This is a genomic window from Pseudomonas sp. ABFPK (assembly GCF_001586765.1).
GTDB lineage: Bacteria > Pseudomonadota > Gammaproteobacteria > Pseudomonadales > Pseudomonadaceae > Aquipseudomonas > Aquipseudomonas asiatica.
In genome coordinates, this window is sequence record NZ_LQXW01000067.1 from 1 (window position 1) to 19682 (window position 19682).

General features: G+C 63.2%; 15 protein-coding genes and 1 pseudogene. 11 read left to right on the top strand and 5 right to left on the bottom strand.

The annotated features are described in order from the left end of the window. Positions 1-164: 164 nt before the first annotated feature. Positions 165-749, bottom strand: coding sequence for an ACP phosphodiesterase (locus WM94_RS25610; RefSeq protein ID WP_061552423.1), 585 nt, complete (start codon positions 747-749; stop codon positions 165-167). 150 nt (positions 750-899) lie between these two features. Here WM94_RS25610 and WM94_RS25615 point away from each other — a divergent pair, with 150 nt between their 5' ends. After that, the gene (locus tag WM94_RS25615; protein ID WP_003258229.1) at positions 900-1202 is read left to right on the top strand and encodes a helix-turn-helix transcriptional regulator; all 303 of its coding nucleotides are present in this window, start codon (positions 900-902) and stop codon (positions 1200-1202) included. Positions 1203-1219: 17 nt separating this feature from the next. Further along, positions 1220-2269 carry an alkene reductase gene (locus WM94_RS25620; RefSeq protein WP_039613786.1) on the top strand — a complete coding sequence of 350 codons (1050 nt, stop codon included), beginning with the start codon at positions 1220-1222 and terminating at the stop codon, positions 2267-2269. A 123-nt stretch (positions 2270-2392) separates the two neighbouring features. Here the strand turns inward: WM94_RS25620 and WM94_RS25625 are convergent, their stop codons facing one another. From WM94_RS25625 to WM94_RS25635, 3 genes are all read right to left on the bottom strand, one after another. Beyond that, positions 2393-3262 (bottom strand): hypothetical protein, encoded by an 870-nt coding sequence (locus WM94_RS25625; RefSeq protein WP_015271677.1) that lies wholly within the window; start codon positions 3260-3262, stop codon positions 2393-2395. A gap of 87 nt (positions 3263-3349) precedes the next feature. Beyond that, the gene (locus tag WM94_RS25630; protein WP_015271678.1) at positions 3350-4345 is read right to left on the bottom strand and encodes an NAD(P)-dependent oxidoreductase; all 996 of its coding nucleotides are present in this window, start codon (positions 4343-4345) and stop codon (positions 3350-3352) included. Positions 4346-4390: 45 nt separating this feature from the next. Then, positions 4391-5281 (bottom strand): LysR family transcriptional regulator ArgP, encoded by an 891-nt coding sequence (locus WM94_RS25635; RefSeq protein ID WP_013974075.1) that lies wholly within the window; start codon positions 5279-5281, stop codon positions 4391-4393. A gap of 97 nt (positions 5282-5378) precedes the next feature. Here WM94_RS25635 and WM94_RS25640 point away from each other — a divergent pair, with 97 nt between their 5' ends. Beyond that, on the top strand, positions 5379-5978 hold the full coding sequence (locus tag WM94_RS25640) for a LysE/ArgO family amino acid transporter (RefSeq protein WP_003258234.1): 600 nt from the start codon (positions 5379-5381) through the stop codon (positions 5976-5978). 473 nt (positions 5979-6451) lie between these two features. Beyond that, positions 6452-7048, top strand: a complete 597-nt coding sequence (locus tag WM94_RS25645; protein ID WP_013974076.1) for a superoxide dismutase — start codon at positions 6452-6454, stop codon at positions 7046-7048. 115 nt (positions 7049-7163) lie between these two features. On the opposite strand, the gene WM94_RS25650 is transcribed toward WM94_RS25645, so the two are convergent. Then, on the bottom strand, positions 7164-7913 hold the full coding sequence (locus tag WM94_RS25650; RefSeq protein WP_061552424.1) for a hydroxypyruvate isomerase family protein: 750 nt from the start codon (positions 7911-7913) through the stop codon (positions 7164-7166). Positions 7914-8006: 93 nt separating this feature from the next. Here WM94_RS25650 and WM94_RS25655 point away from each other — a divergent pair, with 93 nt between their 5' ends. The 7 genes and pseudogenes from WM94_RS25655 to WM94_RS25685 all read left to right on the top strand — a co-directional run bounded on the left by WM94_RS25655 (position 8007) and on the right by WM94_RS25685 (position 19489). Then, positions 8007-8909, top strand: a complete 903-nt coding sequence (locus tag WM94_RS25655) for a GntR family transcriptional regulator (RefSeq protein ID WP_061552425.1) — start codon at positions 8007-8009, stop codon at positions 8907-8909. A 212-nt stretch (positions 8910-9121) separates the two neighbouring features. Further along, positions 9122-11575 (top strand): membrane-bound PQQ-dependent dehydrogenase, glucose/quinate/shikimate family, encoded by a 2454-nt coding sequence (locus tag WM94_RS25660; protein WP_061552426.1) that lies wholly within the window; start codon positions 9122-9124, stop codon positions 11573-11575. 437 nt (positions 11576-12012) lie between these two features. Further along, a pseudogene (locus WM94_RS25665) lies at positions 12013-14067 on the top strand (putative bifunctional diguanylate cyclase/phosphodiesterase). A 157-nt stretch (positions 14068-14224) separates the two neighbouring features. Continuing rightward, positions 14225-15559 carry an imelysin family protein gene (locus WM94_RS25670; RefSeq protein ID WP_061552427.1) on the top strand — a complete coding sequence of 445 codons (1335 nt, stop codon included), beginning with the start codon at positions 14225-14227 and terminating at the stop codon, positions 15557-15559. A gap of 317 nt (positions 15560-15876) precedes the next feature. Then, on the top strand, positions 15877-17304 hold the full coding sequence (locus tag WM94_RS25675) for a di-heme oxidoredictase family protein (protein WP_061552428.1): 1428 nt from the start codon (positions 15877-15879) through the stop codon (positions 17302-17304). 20 nt (positions 17305-17324) lie between these two features. Next, positions 17325-18389 (top strand): imelysin family protein, encoded by a 1065-nt coding sequence (locus tag WM94_RS25680; RefSeq protein WP_013974082.1) that lies wholly within the window; start codon positions 17325-17327, stop codon positions 18387-18389. Positions 18390-18391: 2 nt separating this feature from the next. Further along, positions 18392-19489 carry a DUF1513 domain-containing protein gene (locus WM94_RS25685; RefSeq protein ID WP_061552429.1) on the top strand — a complete coding sequence of 366 codons (1098 nt, stop codon included), beginning with the start codon at positions 18392-18394 and terminating at the stop codon, positions 19487-19489. Positions 19490-19682 lie beyond the last annotated feature (193 nt).

Below are 19682 nucleotides of genomic sequence, written 5' to 3' on the forward strand. Positions count from 1 at the left end.
TCGAAGCCAAAAGCCAAGACCGACAGCTTCGGGCTTTGCTTCGCAAAGCCCGAAAGCTGGGATATCAATTGGTGGCAGCCTAAGGTGCTTAAAAAACAGCGGGTTGCATTTTGTTTGATGAGAGCGGGTTTACCCGCGAAGAGGCCGGCAATGCCAACCCAGCACTAACTGTCAGACATCCGCCCCGCTGCAGCAAACGCCTGCAACTGTGGATAAAACTCCCTGAAGTCCGCCAGCAATGGCTCATACAGCCGCTCCAGCTCCCCCATCACCCCAACCATGCCCTCCGGCCGCGATAGGCGCCGGGCAATGCCGTTGAACACCTGCTCCAGCGTGGCAAAGTCGCCATACGCACCCAGCCAGTCATCCGCCGCCATGAACGGCGCTATCCGCGCCAGCCGCCCCGGCAACTCGGGCTCCGCAAGCAATACCCGATAAAAATCCCCGGTGAACTGCTCCAGCGGCTGCTCGGCATAATCCTGCCAATGCCGGGCCAGGAAATGGTCGAAAAACACATCCAGAACGATGCCGGCAAAGCGCCGCCGCTCCCGCGGAAAGCGCGCCAGTGCCGCCAGCACCAACGGGTGCTGGTCGGTATAGCTGTCGATATGCCGGTGCAACCGGATGGCCGCCTCCAGCGCTGGCGGGAAGCGCCCTTCCAGCGAGCCTTTGACGAAGTCGCCATACAGGCTGCCAAGCAGTTGTTGCGGCGCCGGGCCGCCAAGGTGCAGGTGTGCGAGGTAGTTCATGAGCGCAGTCTAGCACCGCCGGCCCATATATCGTTATAACGCGATATAGCGATTCGTGCTCAGCTCAGAACCTCTTCATATTTGTATATCGGGAAACCACGATTTACATTTCGTCCTATCGCGATATACCGCTACAACGAGCCTCAACCCATGCCTCTCGATCTCGACGAAATCATAAAAGCGCTGGCCCACCCGGTCAGGCGAGAAATCCTCAGCTGGCTGAAGGACCCGGCAACGCAATTCCCCGACCAGTACCACAGCACCGAGAACGGTGTATGTGCCGGGCAGATCGACCAACGCTGCGGTCTGTCGCAGTCGACCGTCTCCGCCCACCTGGCCACCTTGCAGCGCGCTGGGCTGATCAGCAGCCAGAAGATCGGCCAATGGCATTTCTTCAAACGCAACGAAGCCACCATCCAGGCGTTTCTCGAACAACTGCGCCAAGCACTCTGAACAGGCAGGTAACCGTCATGACCACGCTTTTCGATCCGATCACCCTGGGCGACCTGCAACTGCCCAACCGCATCATCATGGCCCCGCTCACCCGCTGCCGGGCCGACGAAGGCCGCGTGCCCAACGCGCTGATGGCCGAGTATTACGTGCAGCGCGCCAGCGCCGGGCTGATCCTCAGCGAGGCGACCTCGGTCAGCGCCATGGGCGTCGGCTACCCGGATACCCCCGGTATCTGGAACGACGAACAGGTGCGTGGCTGGAACAACGTGACCAAGGCCGTGCATGCCGCCGGCGGGCGCATATTCCTGCAGCTGTGGCATGTTGGCCGCATCTCCCACCCCAGCTACCTGAACGGCGAGCTGCCGGTGGCCCCCAGCGCGATCCAGCCCAAGGGCCATGTAAGCCTGGTGCGCCCGCTCAGTGACTACCCCACCCCACGTGCGCTGGAAACCGAAGAAATCATCGACATCGTCGAGGCCTACCGCAGCGGTGCCGAGAATGCCAAGGCTGCCGGTTTCGATGGCGTGGAAATCCACGGCGCCAACGGCTACCTGCTCGACCAGTTCCTGCAGAGCAGCACCAACCAGCGCACCGACCGCTACGGCGGTTCGCTGGAAAACCGTGCACGGCTGCTGCTGGAAGTGACCGATGCGGCCATTGAGGTGTGGGGGGCAAACCGCGTGGGCGTGCACCTGGCGCCGCGGGCCGATGCCCATGACATGGGCGATGCCGACCGTGCCGAAACATTTACCTACGTGGCCCGTGAGCTGGGCAAGCGTGGTATTGCCTTCATCTGCTCGCGGGAAAAGGAAGCCGATGACAGTATCGGCCCGCTGATCAAGGAAGCGTTCGGCGGCCCGTACATCGTCAACGAGCGCTTTGACAAGGCCAGTGCCAATGCAGCCCTGGCCAATGGCAAGGCCGACGCCGTGGCGTTTGGCGTGCCGTTCATCGCCAACCCTGACCTGCCGGCGCGGCTGGCGGTGGATGCGCCGTTGAACGAAGCGCGGCCGGAGACTTTTTATGGCAAGGGGCCGGTGGGGTACATCGATTATCCGCGGTTGTAACTGAAATCGCCGGGGCCGCTTTGCGGCCCTATCGCGACACAAGGCCGCTCCTACAGGGGAACGCGATTTCCTGTAGGAGCGGCCTTGTGTCGCGATAGGAGGGCAAAGCCCTCCCCTGCAATGTCACGGCCGGGCATTGATCTGCTGCTGCAGGTTCTGGATCTGGCTCTGCAAGGTATTCAGGTTGCGTGTCGTCTGCGCCCGGAAGGCGTCGAATTCCTGCACCGAAGCACCACTGGACGCCGCCGCGGCCGGGCGGTTATCGATCTGGCTCTTGAGCACCAGGATGTCCTGCTCCAGGTCCTGGATGGCCGCGCTCGGGTTACCCTGCTTCTTCAGCGCAGCAACCTCGCTGCCCAGGCTCTTGAGCTGCGCATCCAGCTTGGCGCCATCCACCTGCGCGGCCTTCAGCGCAGCAACCTGTTCGTTCAGGCCCTTGAACTGGGTATCCAGCTTGCCACCATCGACCTGGCCCGAGCGCAATGCGGCCAGCTCGCCATTCACCGCCTTCAGTTGCGCCTGCAACTGGGTTTGCAGCTGGGTCACGGCCTTCTGCTGTTCGCGGGTATCAGCCAGTACCTGCTCCAGGCGCTTGCCCAGATCGCCGGTCTGCCCGGCCACCCCCTGCTGCAACTGACGCAGTTGCAGCTTCAACGCCTCGCTGTTGGTAGTGGCGCCGGATTCGCTGGCCGCCACCTTGCCGCTGATCGCCTGCAGGCGCCCGGCAGCCTCTTCGCTGATGCGAGCGAAGCTTTCCTGGGTCGCCACCAGCTGCTGCTCCATCAGCGAGATCTGCTGGAAGCTCCACCAGCCAAGGCCCGCCAAGGCGATGAACGAGGCCCCGAGCAATGCCCACAGCGGCGCCGTGCTGGCACCGCGAGCGGCCTTCTGGCGGCTGCGCACCACGTGCGCCGGCATCAGTTCGTCATCGTCATGGGTGCCCGCCCGCAGGCTAGGCACGTCATCGTAGTCATCGTGAGCATGGTTACGCATTGATACATTCAACCGCGGTAGTCGCAAAGAGGCACGAGTATAAACCGCCTGCGCGGCGCGTTGATGACCATTGTCGGCCGGCCGGCTTTACTGCCCCGGCGGCTGGTGCTTCCACCAGGCACAGAATTCATCCAATGCCGTCCACAGGCTGACCTTGGGCTGGTAGTCCAGGTACTGTCGGGCGCGGCTGATATCCAGGGTGAAATCGCGGCTCATCACCTGCATCCCCAGGCGCGACAGGGTCGGTTGCGGGCGTCCCGGCCACAACATGCAGGCCGCCTCGTTCAGCGCGGCCAGGCTGTAGGCCAGGCCGTAGGAACGGTAACGGGTAACCTGCGGCAGCTGCATCTGGCGCATCACGTAGTTGACCACGTCCCACAGCGGCAGCGGCTGGCCGTTGCTGATGTTATAGGCTTGGCCCAGCGCCCGGTCATCGGCGAACAGGGCACTGAGCAGCGCTTCGTTAAGATTGTGCACGCTGGTGAAATCGACTTTGTTCAGGCCGTTGCCGATGATCGCCACGCGCCCCTTGCGCTGCATCTGCATCAGCCGCGGGAAGATACTGGCATCGCCAGCGCCGGTGACGAAGCGTGGGCGCAGCGCCAGCACCTCGAGGCCGAACTCCTGGGCACCGAACACTTTCTGCTCGGCCATGTACTTGGTCTGCCCGTAGTGGTCGTGGAAGCGGCGCGGCACCTGGTCTTCACGGATGTCCAGGCGCGAGCGGCCATTGAAGTAGATCGACGGCGACGACAGGTGTACCAGCCGCCGTACGTGCTCCTTCAAGCAGCCCTCGACCACGTTTTCGGTGACCACCACATTGCCTTGATAGAAGTCCTGGTAGCGCCCCCAGTTGCCCACTGCGCCGGCGCAGTGCACTACCGCCTCGACGCCCTGGCACAGGCGGCGGGCCAGCTCGGCATCCCCCAGGTCGCCGGGGATGAACTGGGCGCCGCGCTTGACCAGGTGCTCGACCCCTTCGGCTCGACGGCCGCTGACCCGCACGTCCAGGCCCTGCTCCAGGGCAAAGCGTGCAAAGCGCCCGCCAATGAAGCCACTCGCGCCGGTGACCAGAATTCGCATGTAAGACTCCGTCTAGATTTCAGATGCAACTGACGCCAGCCGTGGCTACAAGGGCACCAGCCATTGCCGTGCGGTGTGCCGCAGGTGGTCGGTCAGTTGCGCGAGCAGTTGCCCGCCATTGCGCCAATGATGCCAGTACAGCGGCACATCGATGGGGGTATCACTGCAGATTTCCACCAGCTGGCCGCTGGCCAGTTGCTCGCGGGCCTGCAGTTCGGGCACCAGGCCCCACCCCAGGCCGGCTTCGGTCATGCGCAGGAAGCCTTCGGACGACGGGCACAAGTGGTGCAGGAAGCCATCCTCGATGCCCAGCGATGCCAGGTAGCGGTGTTGCAGGAAGTCGTCCGGGCCGTAAACGATCGCCGGGGTACGGGCCAGGCGGCTGGCAGCGAAGCCCTGCGGAAAATGCCGCGCCATGAACCCGGGGCTGGCCAGCGCCCGGTAGCGCATGGCGCCCAGCGGCAGGCTGCGCGCGCCGGCCACCGGCCGCTCGCTGCCACACAGGCAGGCCGCAACTTCGCCCGCACGCATGCGTTTCAGGCCCACTTCCTGGTCTTCCACCACCAGGTCGGTCAGCACATTCTGCTGCGCGCAGAAAGTGCCCACTGCCCCGGCCCACCAGGTGGCCAGGCTGTCGGCATTGAGAGCAATGCGCAGGCGCTCCGGCATACCCTCCTCGTCCAGTGCCGGCACCTGGCGCTGCAGGTCGCGTTCGAGCAGGCGCACCTGCTGCACATGGTTGAGCAACTGGCGGCCGACTTCGGTCGGGCTTGGCGGTGTGGCACGCACCAGCACCGGCTGGCCGACCCGCGCCTCAAGCAGCTTGATGCGCTGGGAAATGGCCGACTGCGACAAGCCCAGCACCTGCGCCGCGCGTTCGAAACCACCCTGCTCGATCACGGCGGCGAGGGCGGCCAGCAGCTTGTAGTCGAACATCGATTTTCCTAATGACGGATCAGCTCTATTTGTTTTTCTTATACAGCGTGGTTCATCACAATGGCCAGCATCTTTTAGACGCTTTGGAGAGCGCGCCATGTGGCAAAGCTATCTCAACGGCATGCTCGTGGCCTTCGGCCTGATCATGGCCATCGGTGCACAGAACGCTTTCGTCCTCGCCCAGAGCTTGCGCCGCGAGCATCATTTGCCGGTGGCGGCACTGTGCATCGTCTGTGACGCCATCCTGGTGGCTGCCGGAGTGTTCGGCCTGGCAACCGTGCTGGCGCACAACCCTACCTTGCTGGCGATCGCCCGCTGGGGCGGCGCGGTGTTCCTGATCTGGTACGGCGCCAAGGCGTTGCGCAGCGCCTGCTCCAGGCAGAGCCTGCAGCACCAGCAAGGCCAGGGTGCGCGCTCACGCCGCGCGGTACTGCTCAGCGCCCTGGCGGTGACCCTGCTGAACCCGCACGTATACCTCGACACGGTGCTGCTGATCGGCTCGCTGGGCGCCCAGCAGGCTGCGCCTGGCGCCTACGTGGCCGGCGCTGCCAGCGCCTCGCTGCTGTGGTTCTCGACCCTGGCGATCGGTGCGGCCTGGCTGGCGCCGTGGCTGGCCCGGCCAGCGACCTGGCGCATGCTCGACCTGATGGTGGCGGTGATGATGTTCGCGGTGGCGGCGCAGTTGATCTTCAACTGACCTCGGCTCACCACAACATCTTTATCGCCTGTGAGATCGAGCGCCGCCCGCGCGGCGCTTCGCAGCACAAGGCTGCTCCTACATCTGTTTCGGGCCAGTAATGCCTGCACCAACGCGCGCGACCGCCTTGTTGGTCCGACACGATATCGAGGTGAACACTAAGGGGCCGAGCGCGCCTGCCTCAGGAATGACTGGCCTGAAACAGATGTAGGAGCAGCCTTGTGCTGCGAAGCGCCGCGCGGGCGGCGCTCGATCTCACAGGCGCTACAAGCGTTAAGCCGAACACCACCGGTCGGCACACCCCAACCGCTCTGGAACCTCTATTCCCTATCTTTGTTGCGTGGTTATGCGCCGGGCCCGGTGCTATGATCCAGCCCTTGCGTCGCAAAGAGTACAAACTCGCCGACGCTCATCGGGCCGCCCGTGATCGGCCTTGCGCAAACCGCAAACAGACCTGAATCAGGAGATCCACCATGGCTTTTGAATTGCCGCCGCTGCCGTACGCCCACGATGCCCTGCAGCCGCACATCTCCAAGGAAACCCTGGAGTATCACCACGACAAACACCACAACACCTATGTCGTGAACCTGAACAACCTGGTCCCAGGCACCGAATTCGAAGGCAAGACCCTGGAAGAGATCGTCAAGAGCTCTTCGGGCGGCATCTTCAACAACGCCGCTCAAGTCTGGAACCACACCTTCTACTGGAACTGCCTGGCACCAAACGCCGGTGGCCAGCCGACCGGTGCCCTGGCTGACGCCATCAACGCCGCTTTCGGTTCCTTCGACAAGTTCAAGGAAGAGTTCACCAAGACTTCGGTTGGCACCTTCGGTTCCGGCTGGGGCTGGCTGGTGAAGAAGGCTGACGGTTCCCTGGCCCTGGCCAGCACCATCGGCGCCGGCTGCCCGCTGACCAGCGGCGACACCCCGCTGCTGACCTGCGACGTCTGGGAACACGCCTACTACATCGACTACCGCAACCTGCGTCCGAAGTACGTCGAGGCGTTCTGGAACCTGGTCAACTGGGCCTTCGTTGCCGAACAGTTCGAAGGCAAGACCTTCAAGGCCTGAGTCATCCAGCCTTGAGACAGAACCCCGGCGCCACGCCGGGGCTCTTCGAAGATCCGATGCCAGTCCCCTGGTATCGGATTTTTCGGGGCATGCGAGGGGCCAGAACGCCCTGTTTTCAGGAAGCGTACCGATCAAGCCAGCCAAGGCTATCTACGGTGGCACCCGTAGGCCGATACTCACATCCAACCCACCCCGCATACCCGCGCTGCTCCAGCGCCGCCAACAACCCCGCAACATCCAACTGTCCCGTTCCCGGCTGATGCCGCCCCGGACAGTCGGCCACCTGCACATGCACCGTCCGTTCAAAGAACTGCGCCAACACATCGGCAGCATTTCCAGTCAGCAACTGTGCATGATAAAGATCAAGGATCAGCCCCATACCGGGATGCGCCTCCAGTACCTGCTGCGCCTTGCCGAAATCGGACATGTAATACCCCGGCATTGCCTGCGTGCAGATCACCTCGATCAATGGCCGCAGCCCCTGGTCCTCAAAATACTTCACGGCATAGTCCAGGTTGCTCGCATACACCTTGTCGGCGCCATCCTCGTGGGTTACCCCGGACATCAGGTGCACATCCGCACACGCCAGTGCGCGGGCATAGCTGACGGCCTGGCGTAACCCGTCACGGAATTCGAGCTCCTTGCCCGCCACAGCAGCAATGCCCTTGGAAACGCCGGCCGGCGCGGCAAACTGGACCAATGGCAACGCATATTGCGCCAGTTGATCAGCCAACAAACTCGCGTCGAATTCATAGGGTGACGGGAATTCCACCGCGCGAAATCCGGCGGCGGCAGCGGCTTCGATACGCTGCAGAAAAGGCAGTTCATTGAACTGGAAGCCGAGATGAGCATTGAATTTGAGCATACGTATAGATCCATCCGTGTGTGGTATTTTCCTGTCCCCAGTCCGACCCGAATCTGCTGGATCGACTGAAGATAACCATTCGGAATACAGCCTGTGATAAAGAAAGATCTCGCCCTGCAGTTGGCCCCTCGCGTCATCGAGATGATCCGCGCCCGGTCGATGAAGGCCGGCGAGCCATTGCGCGAGCAGACCTTCGCCCAAGCCTTCGATGTCTCCCGCTCCCCCATTCGCAGGGTATTTGCCCTGCTCGCCGAGTGGAACATCGCGGTGCAGGAGCCCAATCGCGGCTACTTTCTGAAACAGGACGCCGGGCAGATCCAGGAAACCACTGTACCGCCCACCTGCGACCCATTCGAAGACTTCTACCTGCGCGTGGTGGACGACATCCTCAGCGGGGAAATCCCTGCCGAATTCTTTGAGGCCCAATTACTGCGACGCTACTCCGTGCCCCGCGGGCAACTGCTCAAGGTCCTCAACCGGCTGGCAAGCGAAGCCATGGTCGAGCGCAAGCCCGGGCAAGGCTGGAGCCTTAACGAATTCGTACACAACGCCCAGACCCACATCCAGAGCTACCGCTTCCGCATGGCCATCGAGCCGGCCGCACTGCGCGAACCAGGCTACAAGGTCAACCAGGCCGCATTTGCCAAAGCCCGGGAGCAACAGCAGGCCATGCTCGACGGCGAAATTCACCAGCTGTCACGTGCCCAACTGTTCGAAATTGGCGCCCAGTTTCACGAAATGATCGTGCAGTGCTCGGGCAATCTCTTCTTCCTAGATGCCATACGTCGGCAAAACCAGCTCAGACGCTTCATGAGCTACAAAGCCAACGTCGACCGCAGTCGCCTGATGACGCAATGCCTGGAGCACCTGCACCTGCTCGACTTGATCGAGTCCGGTCGACGTGAAGAAGCCGCTCAGTTTCTCTGGAAACATCTGGACGAAGTCGGCCGGCTCAAGACCCGTCAGGATGCCTTGCTGGAAAGCCAGCAGGCGTAACCCCTTCCCCCGCCTACCTTTCATTACCCGCGCGTTCAGATCAGGGAAGGCAGCTTAGACATTGCCTTCTTTTCACGCAAGATACAAAACCACCCTGAGATCCAGCGCCAGGAGTAAATTTCGCGCCACTTATTGTATTTCATTGCAAGAATAAGCAATTATGCGCGCCGCTCGGACGCACTGTGGCACCGAATCACACAGGGATGATTGCAATGAAACAAGGAACGTTGGCTAACGGGACGGGGGTCTCCAGCCTGCTGTTCGGGGTGTACACGATTCTGCTGGCCCTGCTTGGCCTGACGCTGGCCTGTCAGGGAAGCACGCTGGTCAGTGCCGGCGGCTCGCCTTACTACGCAATGATGGGTACCGCATTGCTGCTGTCAGCCGCACTCATGGGCCTGAAGAAGTCGCTCGGCATCTATCTCTACGGTGCAGCATCCCTGGCCACCTACGGCTGGGCAATCTGGGAATCCGGCTACAACGGCTGGGCCTATATCCCACGTCTGGCATGGCTGGTACTTCTCAGTGTGATCTTTCTGGCCTTCTGGCCTCTTGTCCGGCGCGACTTTGCCAAAGTCAACAAGGCACTGTATTTCAGCATCATGGGGGGGCTGCCGCTGCTGATGGCGGCCACCATCCTGACACCGCTGTTCTTCCCCAACACCGTTCACCTGGCCGACTCGCCCGCTATCACCGCCCATACACAGCAACCCTTCAGCCGCAGTACGGTGACCTCACCGGACGCCAATGTCGCCGCGTCCCACGACAAGACCAACTGGACCGCCTATGCCGGCTCCAACCGCAACCACTATTCCGCTGCGGCGCAGATTACCCCAAGCAACGTTTCCGGCCTGGTCAAGGCCTGGGAGTATCATCATGGCGATGTGAAACAGCCTGGCGAAAAAACCAAGTATCTGAACGAGGCCACGCCAATCAAGGTTGGCGACTCGCTGTATACCTGCACGCCCAAGCAAATCATCATTTCGTTGAGCGCCACTACCGGCAAAGAGAACTGGCGCTACGACTCGAAAGTCGACCCGGACTATTTCGCCAACGGTGGTGCCTATTGCCGTGGTGTCTCGTACTACGAAGTACCCAATGCCAGTGGCCTATGCGCCAAACGCATCATCTGGGGCACCAACGACATCCGCCTGGGTGCAGTTGATGCGCTCACCGGGCAGGCCTGCCCAGATTTCGGCACGGCAGGCTTTGCCGACCTCAAGGACGGCCTGGGCACGTTCCGCAAAGGCTCCACCGGCATCACTTCTGCACCACTGGTAATCCGCGGTGTGGTCATTACCGGTGGCCGCGTGCTTGATTCGGATGTGCGCCCAGCGCCATCAGGTGTGGTTCGCGCCTACGACGCAGTCAGCGGCAAACAGAAGTGGGCCTGGGACCTCGGTCGCCCCGACAGCACTGCGCCTGCCGACGCCGATGAAACCTATACGCTCAGCACGCCCAACTCATGGGCGCCGATTTCCGCCGACGACGAACTGGGGCTGGTCTACATCACCACCGGCAATGCTGCAGGCGACTTCTATGGCGGTACCCGTACCGAACAGGAAGACAAGTTCAGCTCTTCACTGGTGGCCCTGGATGCGCTCACCGGCAAGGTCAAATGGCATTTCCAGACCGTCCATCACGACCTCTGGGACTACGACCTGAGCCCACAACCGGCGCTGATCGATTTCCCCACGAGCAGCGGCCCACGCCCGGCCGTCATTCAAGCGACCAAATCGGGCCAGTTGTTCGTCCTCGACCGCGCCACCGGCGCACCGCTGGTCGACGTGGTGCAGGCTGCCGTCCCGCAGGGTACTGCCCCTGGAGACTACACCGCGGCGACGCAGCCGCTGTCACCAAGCATGCCGAGCACCATGGGCCGCCCATCGAAAAGACCGGAAGTGCTGAACGAAGCCGACGCTTGGGGCCTGACGCCCTTCGATCAGTTGCAATGCCGCATCGAGTTTCGCCAGGCGCGTTACGAAGGGATCTTTACACCGCCGGTAGTCGGCCAGCAAAGCCTGATCTTTCCCGGCCATCACGGCGGCCTGAACTGGGGCGGAGTGATGGTGGACCTGCAGCGAGGCCTGCTGATCATCAATAACCAGCGGTTGCCGTACATGCAGGGGCTGGTTCCACGCGAACAGCTCGATGCGATCAATGCCAAGTCGTTCCAGGAGTCGCCGGGCAATAACCAGGGGTTCCGCGTCCAGGCCGGTCTGCCGTTCGGGGCAATCAAGGACCCATGGATGTCAGCGCTGGAACAGCCGTGCATCGCACCACCCTGGGGGTTCATCTCCGCTATCGACCTGCGCACACGTGAAGTGCGCTGGAGCCGCCCGTTCGGCACCGGCTATGACAGTGGGCCCTTGGGCATCCCCTCGAAACTGCGCTTCGAAATCGGCACTCCGAGCGACGCCACTGGCGTGGCTACAGCAGGAGGCGTGACCTTCATTGGCGCTGCCATCGACCGTTTCATGCGCGCCTACAACAGCGAAAGTGGTGAATTGCTGTGGGAAGAGCGCCTACCGGCCGGCAATCAGGCTTCGCCCCTGACCTACATGAGCGAAGGGCGGCAGTACGTTGTTGCCGTGGTCGGCGGGCATGACCGGATTCCGACCAAGCTGGGTGACAGCATCATTGCCTGGGCGCTGCCGGAAAAATAGCGCGCCCGCTGCGTAAAGGCGCTGCTCGGCACTGAAAGCCAGGCGCTGACATACCCGCTATCAACCAATCATCGACAGCCGATGGCGCGCCGTGCGCCGTCGGGTGGTAGTTGCCGTTCATCGCAGGGACCCGTCCGCTTCTCCAGCGGCGTGCAAATCAGACCCGCCCCACAGGCGCTACTCCATTTGGAGGAATGTGCCATGCCTGAGGGGGCGGGCTTGCCCGCGAAGCGGTCGACACGGTTTTCATCCACGCCCCACCCGCAAAACGCTTGCTCAGCCCGCATACCACGCTAACATCAAACCTCTGGAAGATTGTCACGGCGCATTCAAGTTGCGGGGTCAGGCAACCGATACACTTCTGATGGTCGGCCGATAGTGTATCGTCATCGTTGATGGCAAAATGATGCCATGCGCATGGATTAAGGAAACCCCCATTGAAGCTGGAATTGCGGAACAGCTTGTCGGTCAAGTTGCTCAGGGTCGTGCTGCTGTCGGCGCTAGCGGTCGGTGTCGTGCTCAGCTGTGCGCAAATCGTCTACGACACCTACAAGACCCGCCAAGCCGTGAACAGCGATGCCCAACGCATCCTCGATATGTTCCGCGACCCCTCGACCCAGGCGGTATATAGCCTCGACCGCGAAATGGGCATGCAGGTGATTGAAGGCCTGTTCCAGGACGAATCGGTACGCATGGCCTCCATTGGCCACCCCAACGAAACCATGCTCGCAGAAAAGTCCCGCCCGCTGCAGGACATGTCCATGCGCTGGCTGACCGACCTGATCCTCGGCCAGGAACGTACCTACAGCACGCAACTGGTCGGCCGCGGCCCCTACAGCGAATACTACGGCGACCTGAGCATCACCCTCGACACCTCGTCCTACGGCGAAGATTTCCTGATCAACGCCGTGATCATCTTCATATCCGGCGTTCTGCGGGCCCTGGCCATGGGCCTGGTGCTGTATCTGGTCTACCACTGGCTGCTGACCAAACCGCTGTCGAAGATCATCGAGCACCTCACCCAGATCAACCCCGACCGCCCAAGCCAGCACCAGCTGCCGCTGCTCAAGGGGCACGAGAAGAACGAGCTGGGCCTGTGGGTAAATACCGCCAACCAGCTGCTGGCCTCGATCGAGCGCAACACCCACCTGCGTCACGAGGCGGAAAACAGCCTGCAACGCATGGCCCAGTACGACTTCCTCACCGGCCTGCCCAACCGCCAGCAACTGCAGCAGCAACTGGACAAGATCCTCGTCGACGGTGGCCGCCTGCAACACCGCGTGGCGGTGCTATGCGTAGGCCTGGACGACTTCAAGGGCATCAACGAGCAGTTCAGCTACCAGGTCGGCGACCAGTTGCTGCTGGCCCTGGCCGACCGACTGCGCGCCCACAGCGGCCGACTGGGCGCCCTGGCACGCCTGGGTGGTGACCAGTTCGCCCTGGTGCAGGCCAATATCGAGCAGCCCTACGAGGCCGCCGAACTGGCGCAGAGTATCCTCGACGACCTGGAAGTGCCGTTCGACCTCGACCACCACCAGCAGATCCGCCTGCGCGCCACCATCGGCATCACCCTGTTCCCGGAAGACGGCGACAGCACCGAGAAGCTGCTGCAGAAAGCCGAACAGACCATGACCTTGGCCAAGGCCCGTTCGCGCAACCGCTACCAGTTCTACATCGCCAGCGTCGACAGCGAGATGCGCCGCCGTCGCGAACTGGAAAAGGACCTGCGCGAAGCCCTGCCACGCAACCAGCTGTACCTGGTGTATCAGCCACAGATCAGCTACCGCGACCACCGCGTGGTCGGTGTCGAAGCACTGCTGCGCTGGTAACATCCGGAGCTGGGCATGGTGCCCCCGGACCAGTTCATCCCCCTGGCCGAACAGAACGGCAGCATCATCGGCATCGGCGAATGGGTGCTCGACCAGGCCTGCCGGCAATTGCGCGAATGGCACGACATGGGCTTCAGCGACCTGCGCATGGCGGTCAACCTGTCCACCGTGCAGCTGCACCACAACGAGCTGCCGCGGGTGGTCAACAACCTGCTGCAGGCCTACCGCCTGCCACCACGCAGCCTGGAGCTGGAAGTCACCGAGACCGGCCTGATGGAAGACATCAGCACCGCTGCCCAGCACCTGCTGAGCCTGCGCCGCTCCGGAGCACTGATTGCCATCGACGACTTCGGCACCGGCTACTCGTCGCTCAGCTACCTGAAATCGCTGCCGCTGGACAAGATCAAGATCGACAAGAGCTTCGTCCAGGACCTGCTGGACGACGATGACGACGCCACCATCGTCCGCGCCATCATCCAGCTGGGCAAGAGCCTGGGGATGCAGGTAATCGCCGAAGGCGTGGAAACCGCCGAACAGGAAACCTACATCGTCGCCCAGGGCTGCCACGAGGGCCAGGGCTACCACTACAGCAAGCCGCTGTCGGCCCGTGAGCTGACCAACTTCCTCAAGCAGGCACAGCGAAACCAGGTTTCGATGTTCTGAGCCGCCTGCCCGATTACAGCCCGTGACCGGCATTTACACGAATTGCATGCCCGCCCCCTTTACAGCAAATGCAAATCTTTCGCATGATGTTGTCGTTTCGCGTGCCACGGCGCACCGTCCACCCCTTGGTCCAACCACACGACGCAGGAAACCAATAATGATTCGAATGCCTCTGGCCTCCGCCAGTCTGCTGGCCATTGCCATCGCTCTCGCCGGTTGCGGTGAAGGCAAGGACGACAAGGCCGCCGCGCCGCAAGCCCAGGCACCTGCTGCCGCCAGCACCACCGCTGCAGCGCCCGGGGCTGTCGACGAAGCCGCCGGCAAAGCCGTGGTCAAGCATTACGCCGAGCTGGTCTACGCCGTGTACAGCGACTCGCTGAGCACCGCCAAGACCCTGCAGACCGCAGTCGACGCGTTCCTGGCCAAGCCGAACGACGAAACTCTGAAAGCAGCCAGGGAAGCCTGGGTCGCCTCGCGCGTACCGTACCTGCAGAGCGAAGTATTCCGTTTCGGCAACACCATCATCGACGACTGGGAAGGACAGGTGAACGCCTGGCCGCTGGACGAAGGCCTGATCGACTACGTCGACAAGAGCTATGAGCACGCCCTGGGCAACCCGGCGGCCAACGCCAACATCATCGCCAACACCGAGATCCAGGTGGGCGAAGAGAAGATCGACGTCAAGGACATCACCCCCGAGAAGCTGGCCAGCCTGAACGAACTGGGCGGCTCTGAAGCCAACGTCGCCACCGGCTACCACGCCATCGAGTTCCTGCTCTGGGGCCAGGACCTGAACGGCACCGGCCCGGGCGCGGGCAACCGTCCGGCGTCGGACTACCTGGAAGGCAAAGGCGCCACCGGTGGCCACAACGACCGCCGCCGTGCCTACCTGAAAGCGGTCACCGACCTGCTGGTCAAGGACCTCGAAGAAATGGTCGGCAACTGGGCACCGAACGTTGCCGACAACTACCGCGCCAAGCTGGAAGCCGAGTCGGTCAACGACGGCCTGCGCAAGATGCTGTTCGGCATGGGCAGCCTGTCGCTGGGCGAACTGGCTGGCGAGCGCATGAAGGTTTCGCTGGAGGCCAACTCGCCGGAAGACGAGCACGACTGCTTCAGCGACAACACCCACTACTCGCACTTCTACGATGCCAAGGGCATCCGTAACGTCTACCTGGGCGAGTACACCCGCCCGGACGGCAGCAAGGTGACCGGCCCGAGCCTGTCGTCGCTGGTGGCCAAGGTAGACCCGGCCGCCGACGCCCTCAAGGCCGACCTGGAAGCCACCGAAGCCAAGATCCAGGTGATCGTCGACCACGCGCTCAAGGGCGAGCACTACGACCAGCTGATCGCTGCCGACAACGCAGCCGGCAACCAGATCGTGCGTGACGCCATCGCCTCCCTGGTCAAGCAGACCGGTGCGATCGAGCAGGCCGCGGGCAAGCTGGGCATTGCCAACCTGAACCCGGATACCGCGGATCACGAGTTCTGATCCTGCTGTAGCGGTTCTGAAAGAGGCGGCCTTCGGGTCGCCTTTTTCGTCCAGGCAACACACACCCTTGTAGGAGCGGCCTTGTGTCGCGAAAGGGCCGCAAAGCGGCCCCCCCCGGCATTGTTTGCATCGGTGCCGAAATCCTGGGGCTGCTTTGCAGCCCTTTCGCGACACAAGGCCGCTCCCACAAGAGACCGAGCATGCCGACATGGCCAACTGACACCGATTTCATCCAGCAATTGCAAATTGCTCTTATTCAAACTCACTCACCCTGCTAAGCTTGCACGCCGGTTTTTCGCTCACGCCCAGGATTTTCGATGTCCTTGTCGCTGTCCCGACTCTCCCCCCTGCTGCTGGCCTTTGCCCTTGCCGCCTGCGACGACGCCCCGCGTTTCACCCAGGCCGAGCCCGGCGAAGCGTTGTCGGGCGGCAAAGCCACCGTGCAGCGTACTGACCGCAATGCCTATTCCCTGCCCTCGGCCAACCTCACGCCCGAGCGGCGCCTGGACTTCGCCGTAGGCAACAGTTTCTTCCGCAACCCCTGGGTGATCGCCCCGTCCACTACCACCGCCCGTGACGGCCTGGGGCCGCTGTTCAATACCAATGCCTGCCAGAACTGCCACGTGCGCGACGGCCGCGGCCACCCGCCAGAGCCGGGCGACAGCAACGCCGTATCGATGCTGGTACGCCTGTCGATCCCCGACCAGCCCTACCTGGCCAAGGTGGTCGAACGCCTCGGCGTGGTGCCGGAGCCGGTCTATGGCACCCAGCTGCAGGACATGGCCATCCCCGGCGTGACGCCGGAAGGCAAGGTGCGGGTGAGCTACACCAGCGAAACGGTGTCGTTCGAGGATGGCCACCAGGTCGAGCTGCGCAAGCCGGCCCTGCAGATCACCCAGCTCGGCTATGGCGTGATGCACCCCGACACGCGCTTTTCGGCGCGGGTGGCGCCGCCGATGATCGGCTTGGGCCTGCTCGAAGCCATCCCCGAAGCCGACCTGCTGGCCAACGAGGATCCCGACGACCGCAACCGCGACGGCATCCGCGGCCGGGCCAACCGGGTGTGGGATGACGCCCAGGGCAAAACCGTGGTCGGCCGCTTCGGCTGGAAGGCCGGGCAGCCCAACGTCAACCAGCAGAACGTGCATGCCTTTGCCGGCGACATGGGCCTGACCACCACCCTGCAGCCCAACGACGACTGTACCCCGGCGCAGGCCGACTGCCTGGCCGCGCCCAACGGCGACGGTGCCGATGGCGAGAAGGAAGTCAGCGATAATATCCTGCGCCTGGTCACTTTCTACACCCGCAACCTGGCCGTGCCGGCCCGCCGCGATGTTGGCTCGCCGCACGTGCTGGCGGGCAAGAACCTGTTCTACCAGGCCGGCTGCCAGGGCTGCCATACACCGCAGTTCACCACAGCCGCCAATGCCGCCGAGCCGGAGCTGGCCAACCAGTTGATCCGCCCTTACAGCGACCTGCTGTTGCATGACATGGGCCCGGGCCTGGCCGACGAGCGCACCGAATTCGCCGCCAACGGCCAGGACTGGCGCACCCCGCCACTGTGGGGTATCGGCCTGAGCGAAACGGTCAGTGGCCACAGCCAGTTCCTGCACGACGGCCGCGCCCGCAACCTGCTCGAAGCCGTGCTCTGGCACGGTGGCGAGGCCGAGGCGGCACGCAATTTCGTACTCACTTTCAATGCCGAGCAGCGTGCCGCGTTGCTGGCTTTCCTGAACTCACTTTAAAAAGCGCAAAGGAGCCGGGCATGTTCCGACCCAAACTGTTGTTCACCAGCCTCGCCGCACTCGCCCTCGGCGCCTGCTCGCCGCAGGACCCGCAAGCCGTGACCTCCGCTGCCATCGCCAAGCAGGTGATCCTGCCCACCTACAGCCGCTGGGTCGAAGCCGACCGCACGCTGGCCGCCAGCGCCCTGGCCTACTGCGAAGGCAAGGAAACCCTGGACAAGGCCCGTGCCGACTTCCTCAACGCGCAAAAGGCCTGGGCCGAGCTGCAACCGCTGCTGGTCGGCCCGCTGGCCGAAGGCAACCGCGCCTGGCAGGTACAGTTCTGGCCCGACAAGAAGAACCTGGTCGGCCGCCAGGTCGAGCAACTGGTCAACGCCGACCAACCGGTCGATGCCGCGGCCTTGGGCAAGGCCAGCGTGGTGGTACGTGGCCTGTCGGCCTACGAGTACATCCTGTTCGACAGCAAGCCGGACATCGCCACTGCCGAGCAGAAAGCCCGCTACTGCCCGTTGCTGGTGGCCATCGGTGAACACCAGAAAACCCTGGCCGAAGAGATCCTCAAGGGCTGGAACAGCACCGACGGCATGCTCTCGCAGATGACCAAGTTCCCCAACCAGCGCTACGCCGACTCCCACGAGGCCATCGCCGACCTGCTGCGCGCCCAGGTCACCGCACTGGACAGCCTGAAGAAAAAGCTCGGTGCGCCGATGGGCCGCCAGAGCAAGGGCATTCCGCAGCCACTGCAGGCCGAAGCCTGGCGCAGCCACAGCTCGCTCAAGAGCCTGGAGGCCAGCCTCAAGGCCGCCGAAGCGGTCTGGGTCGGGGTCGACAACCAAGGCCTGCGCGGCTTGCTGTCCAGCGATCAGAAAGCCCTGGCAGACAAGATCGACGCCGCCTACGCTGCCTCGCTCAAGCTGCTGGCCGACAACCAGAAAACCTTGGGCGAGCTGCTGGCCGACGACGCTGGCCAGCAAACCCTGAACCAGATCTACGACAGCCTCAACGCCGTCCACCGCCTGCACGAAGGCGAGCTGGCCAAGGCGTTGAACATCCAGCTGGGCTTCAATGCCAACGACGGTGACTGATCATGCTGCGACGCCAGGCCCTCAAACTCGGTAGCGTATTGCTCAGCGCCCTCACCCTGGGCGGCTGGAGCCTGTTCCGCAACAAAGGCAGCGAGCCCCTGCTGCTGTCGGCGCGTGACGACGGCGACGGCAAGCACTATGCGGTCGGGTTCCGCCTGGACGGCACCCAGGTGTTCAGCACCCAGGTCGCCCAACGTTGCCATGCCATCATCCATCACCCGGACCTGCCGATCGCGCTGTTCGTCGCCCGCCGTCCCGGCACCGAAAGCTACCTGGTCGACCTGCGCGACGGGCGCCTGCTGCAAACCGTCACCTCGCAGCCGAACCGGCACTTCTACGGCCACGCGGTCATCCACAAAGGTGGCGAATGGCTGTATGCCACCGAGAACGACACCACCGACCCGGGGCGTGGCGTACTCGGTGTGTACCGCTTCGAAGGCGAGCGCCTGGTGCACAGCGGGGAGATTCCGACCCACGGCATCGGCCCGCACGAAGTGGCCTGGCTGCCGGACGGCGAAACGCTGATCGTGGCCAACGGCGGTATCCGCACCGAAGCCGAAAGCCGAGTGGAGATGAACCTCGACGCCATGGAACCGAGCCTGGTGCTGATGCAGCGCGACGGCACCCTGCTGAGCAAGGAAACCCTGGCCCAGCAGATGAACAGCGTGCGCCACCTGGCGGTGGGCAGCGATGGCACCATCGCCGCCTGCCAACAGTTCATGGGCGATGCCGATGAAACCGCCGAACTGCTGGCGATCAAGCGCCCGGGCGAGCCGTTCATGGCCTTCCCGGTACCGGAGCGGCAGTTGCAGGCCATGGCCCAGTACACCGCCAGCGTGGCTATCCACAGCGAGCTGCGGCTGGTCGCGCTGACCGCGCCACGAGCCAACCGCCTGTTCGTCTGGGACCTGGACAGCGGCGCGGTGCGGCTGGATGCGCCAATGCCCGATTGCGCGGGGGTGGGCGCGGTACAGGACGGCTTTGTCGTCACCTCCGGGCAGGGCCGTTGCCGGTTCTATGATTGCCGCAAGGCCGAGCTGGTCGGGCAACCGATGAACCTGCCGTCCGGTTTCTGGGACAATCACCTGCATCTCGTCTGATTTTCGGGTTGGCTGTACTGGCCCCTTCGCGGCTAAAGCCGCTCCCACAGGAATAGCGCAACCCGTTGACTGCGCGTTCCCTGTGGGAGCGGCTTTAGCCGCGAAGAGGCCGGCCCAGGCATTCCACTCCCCTTCCCCCAAAAAACAGTCAATACTTCCCCCATCCACACGTGGGCAGGATCGCCCGTTGTCG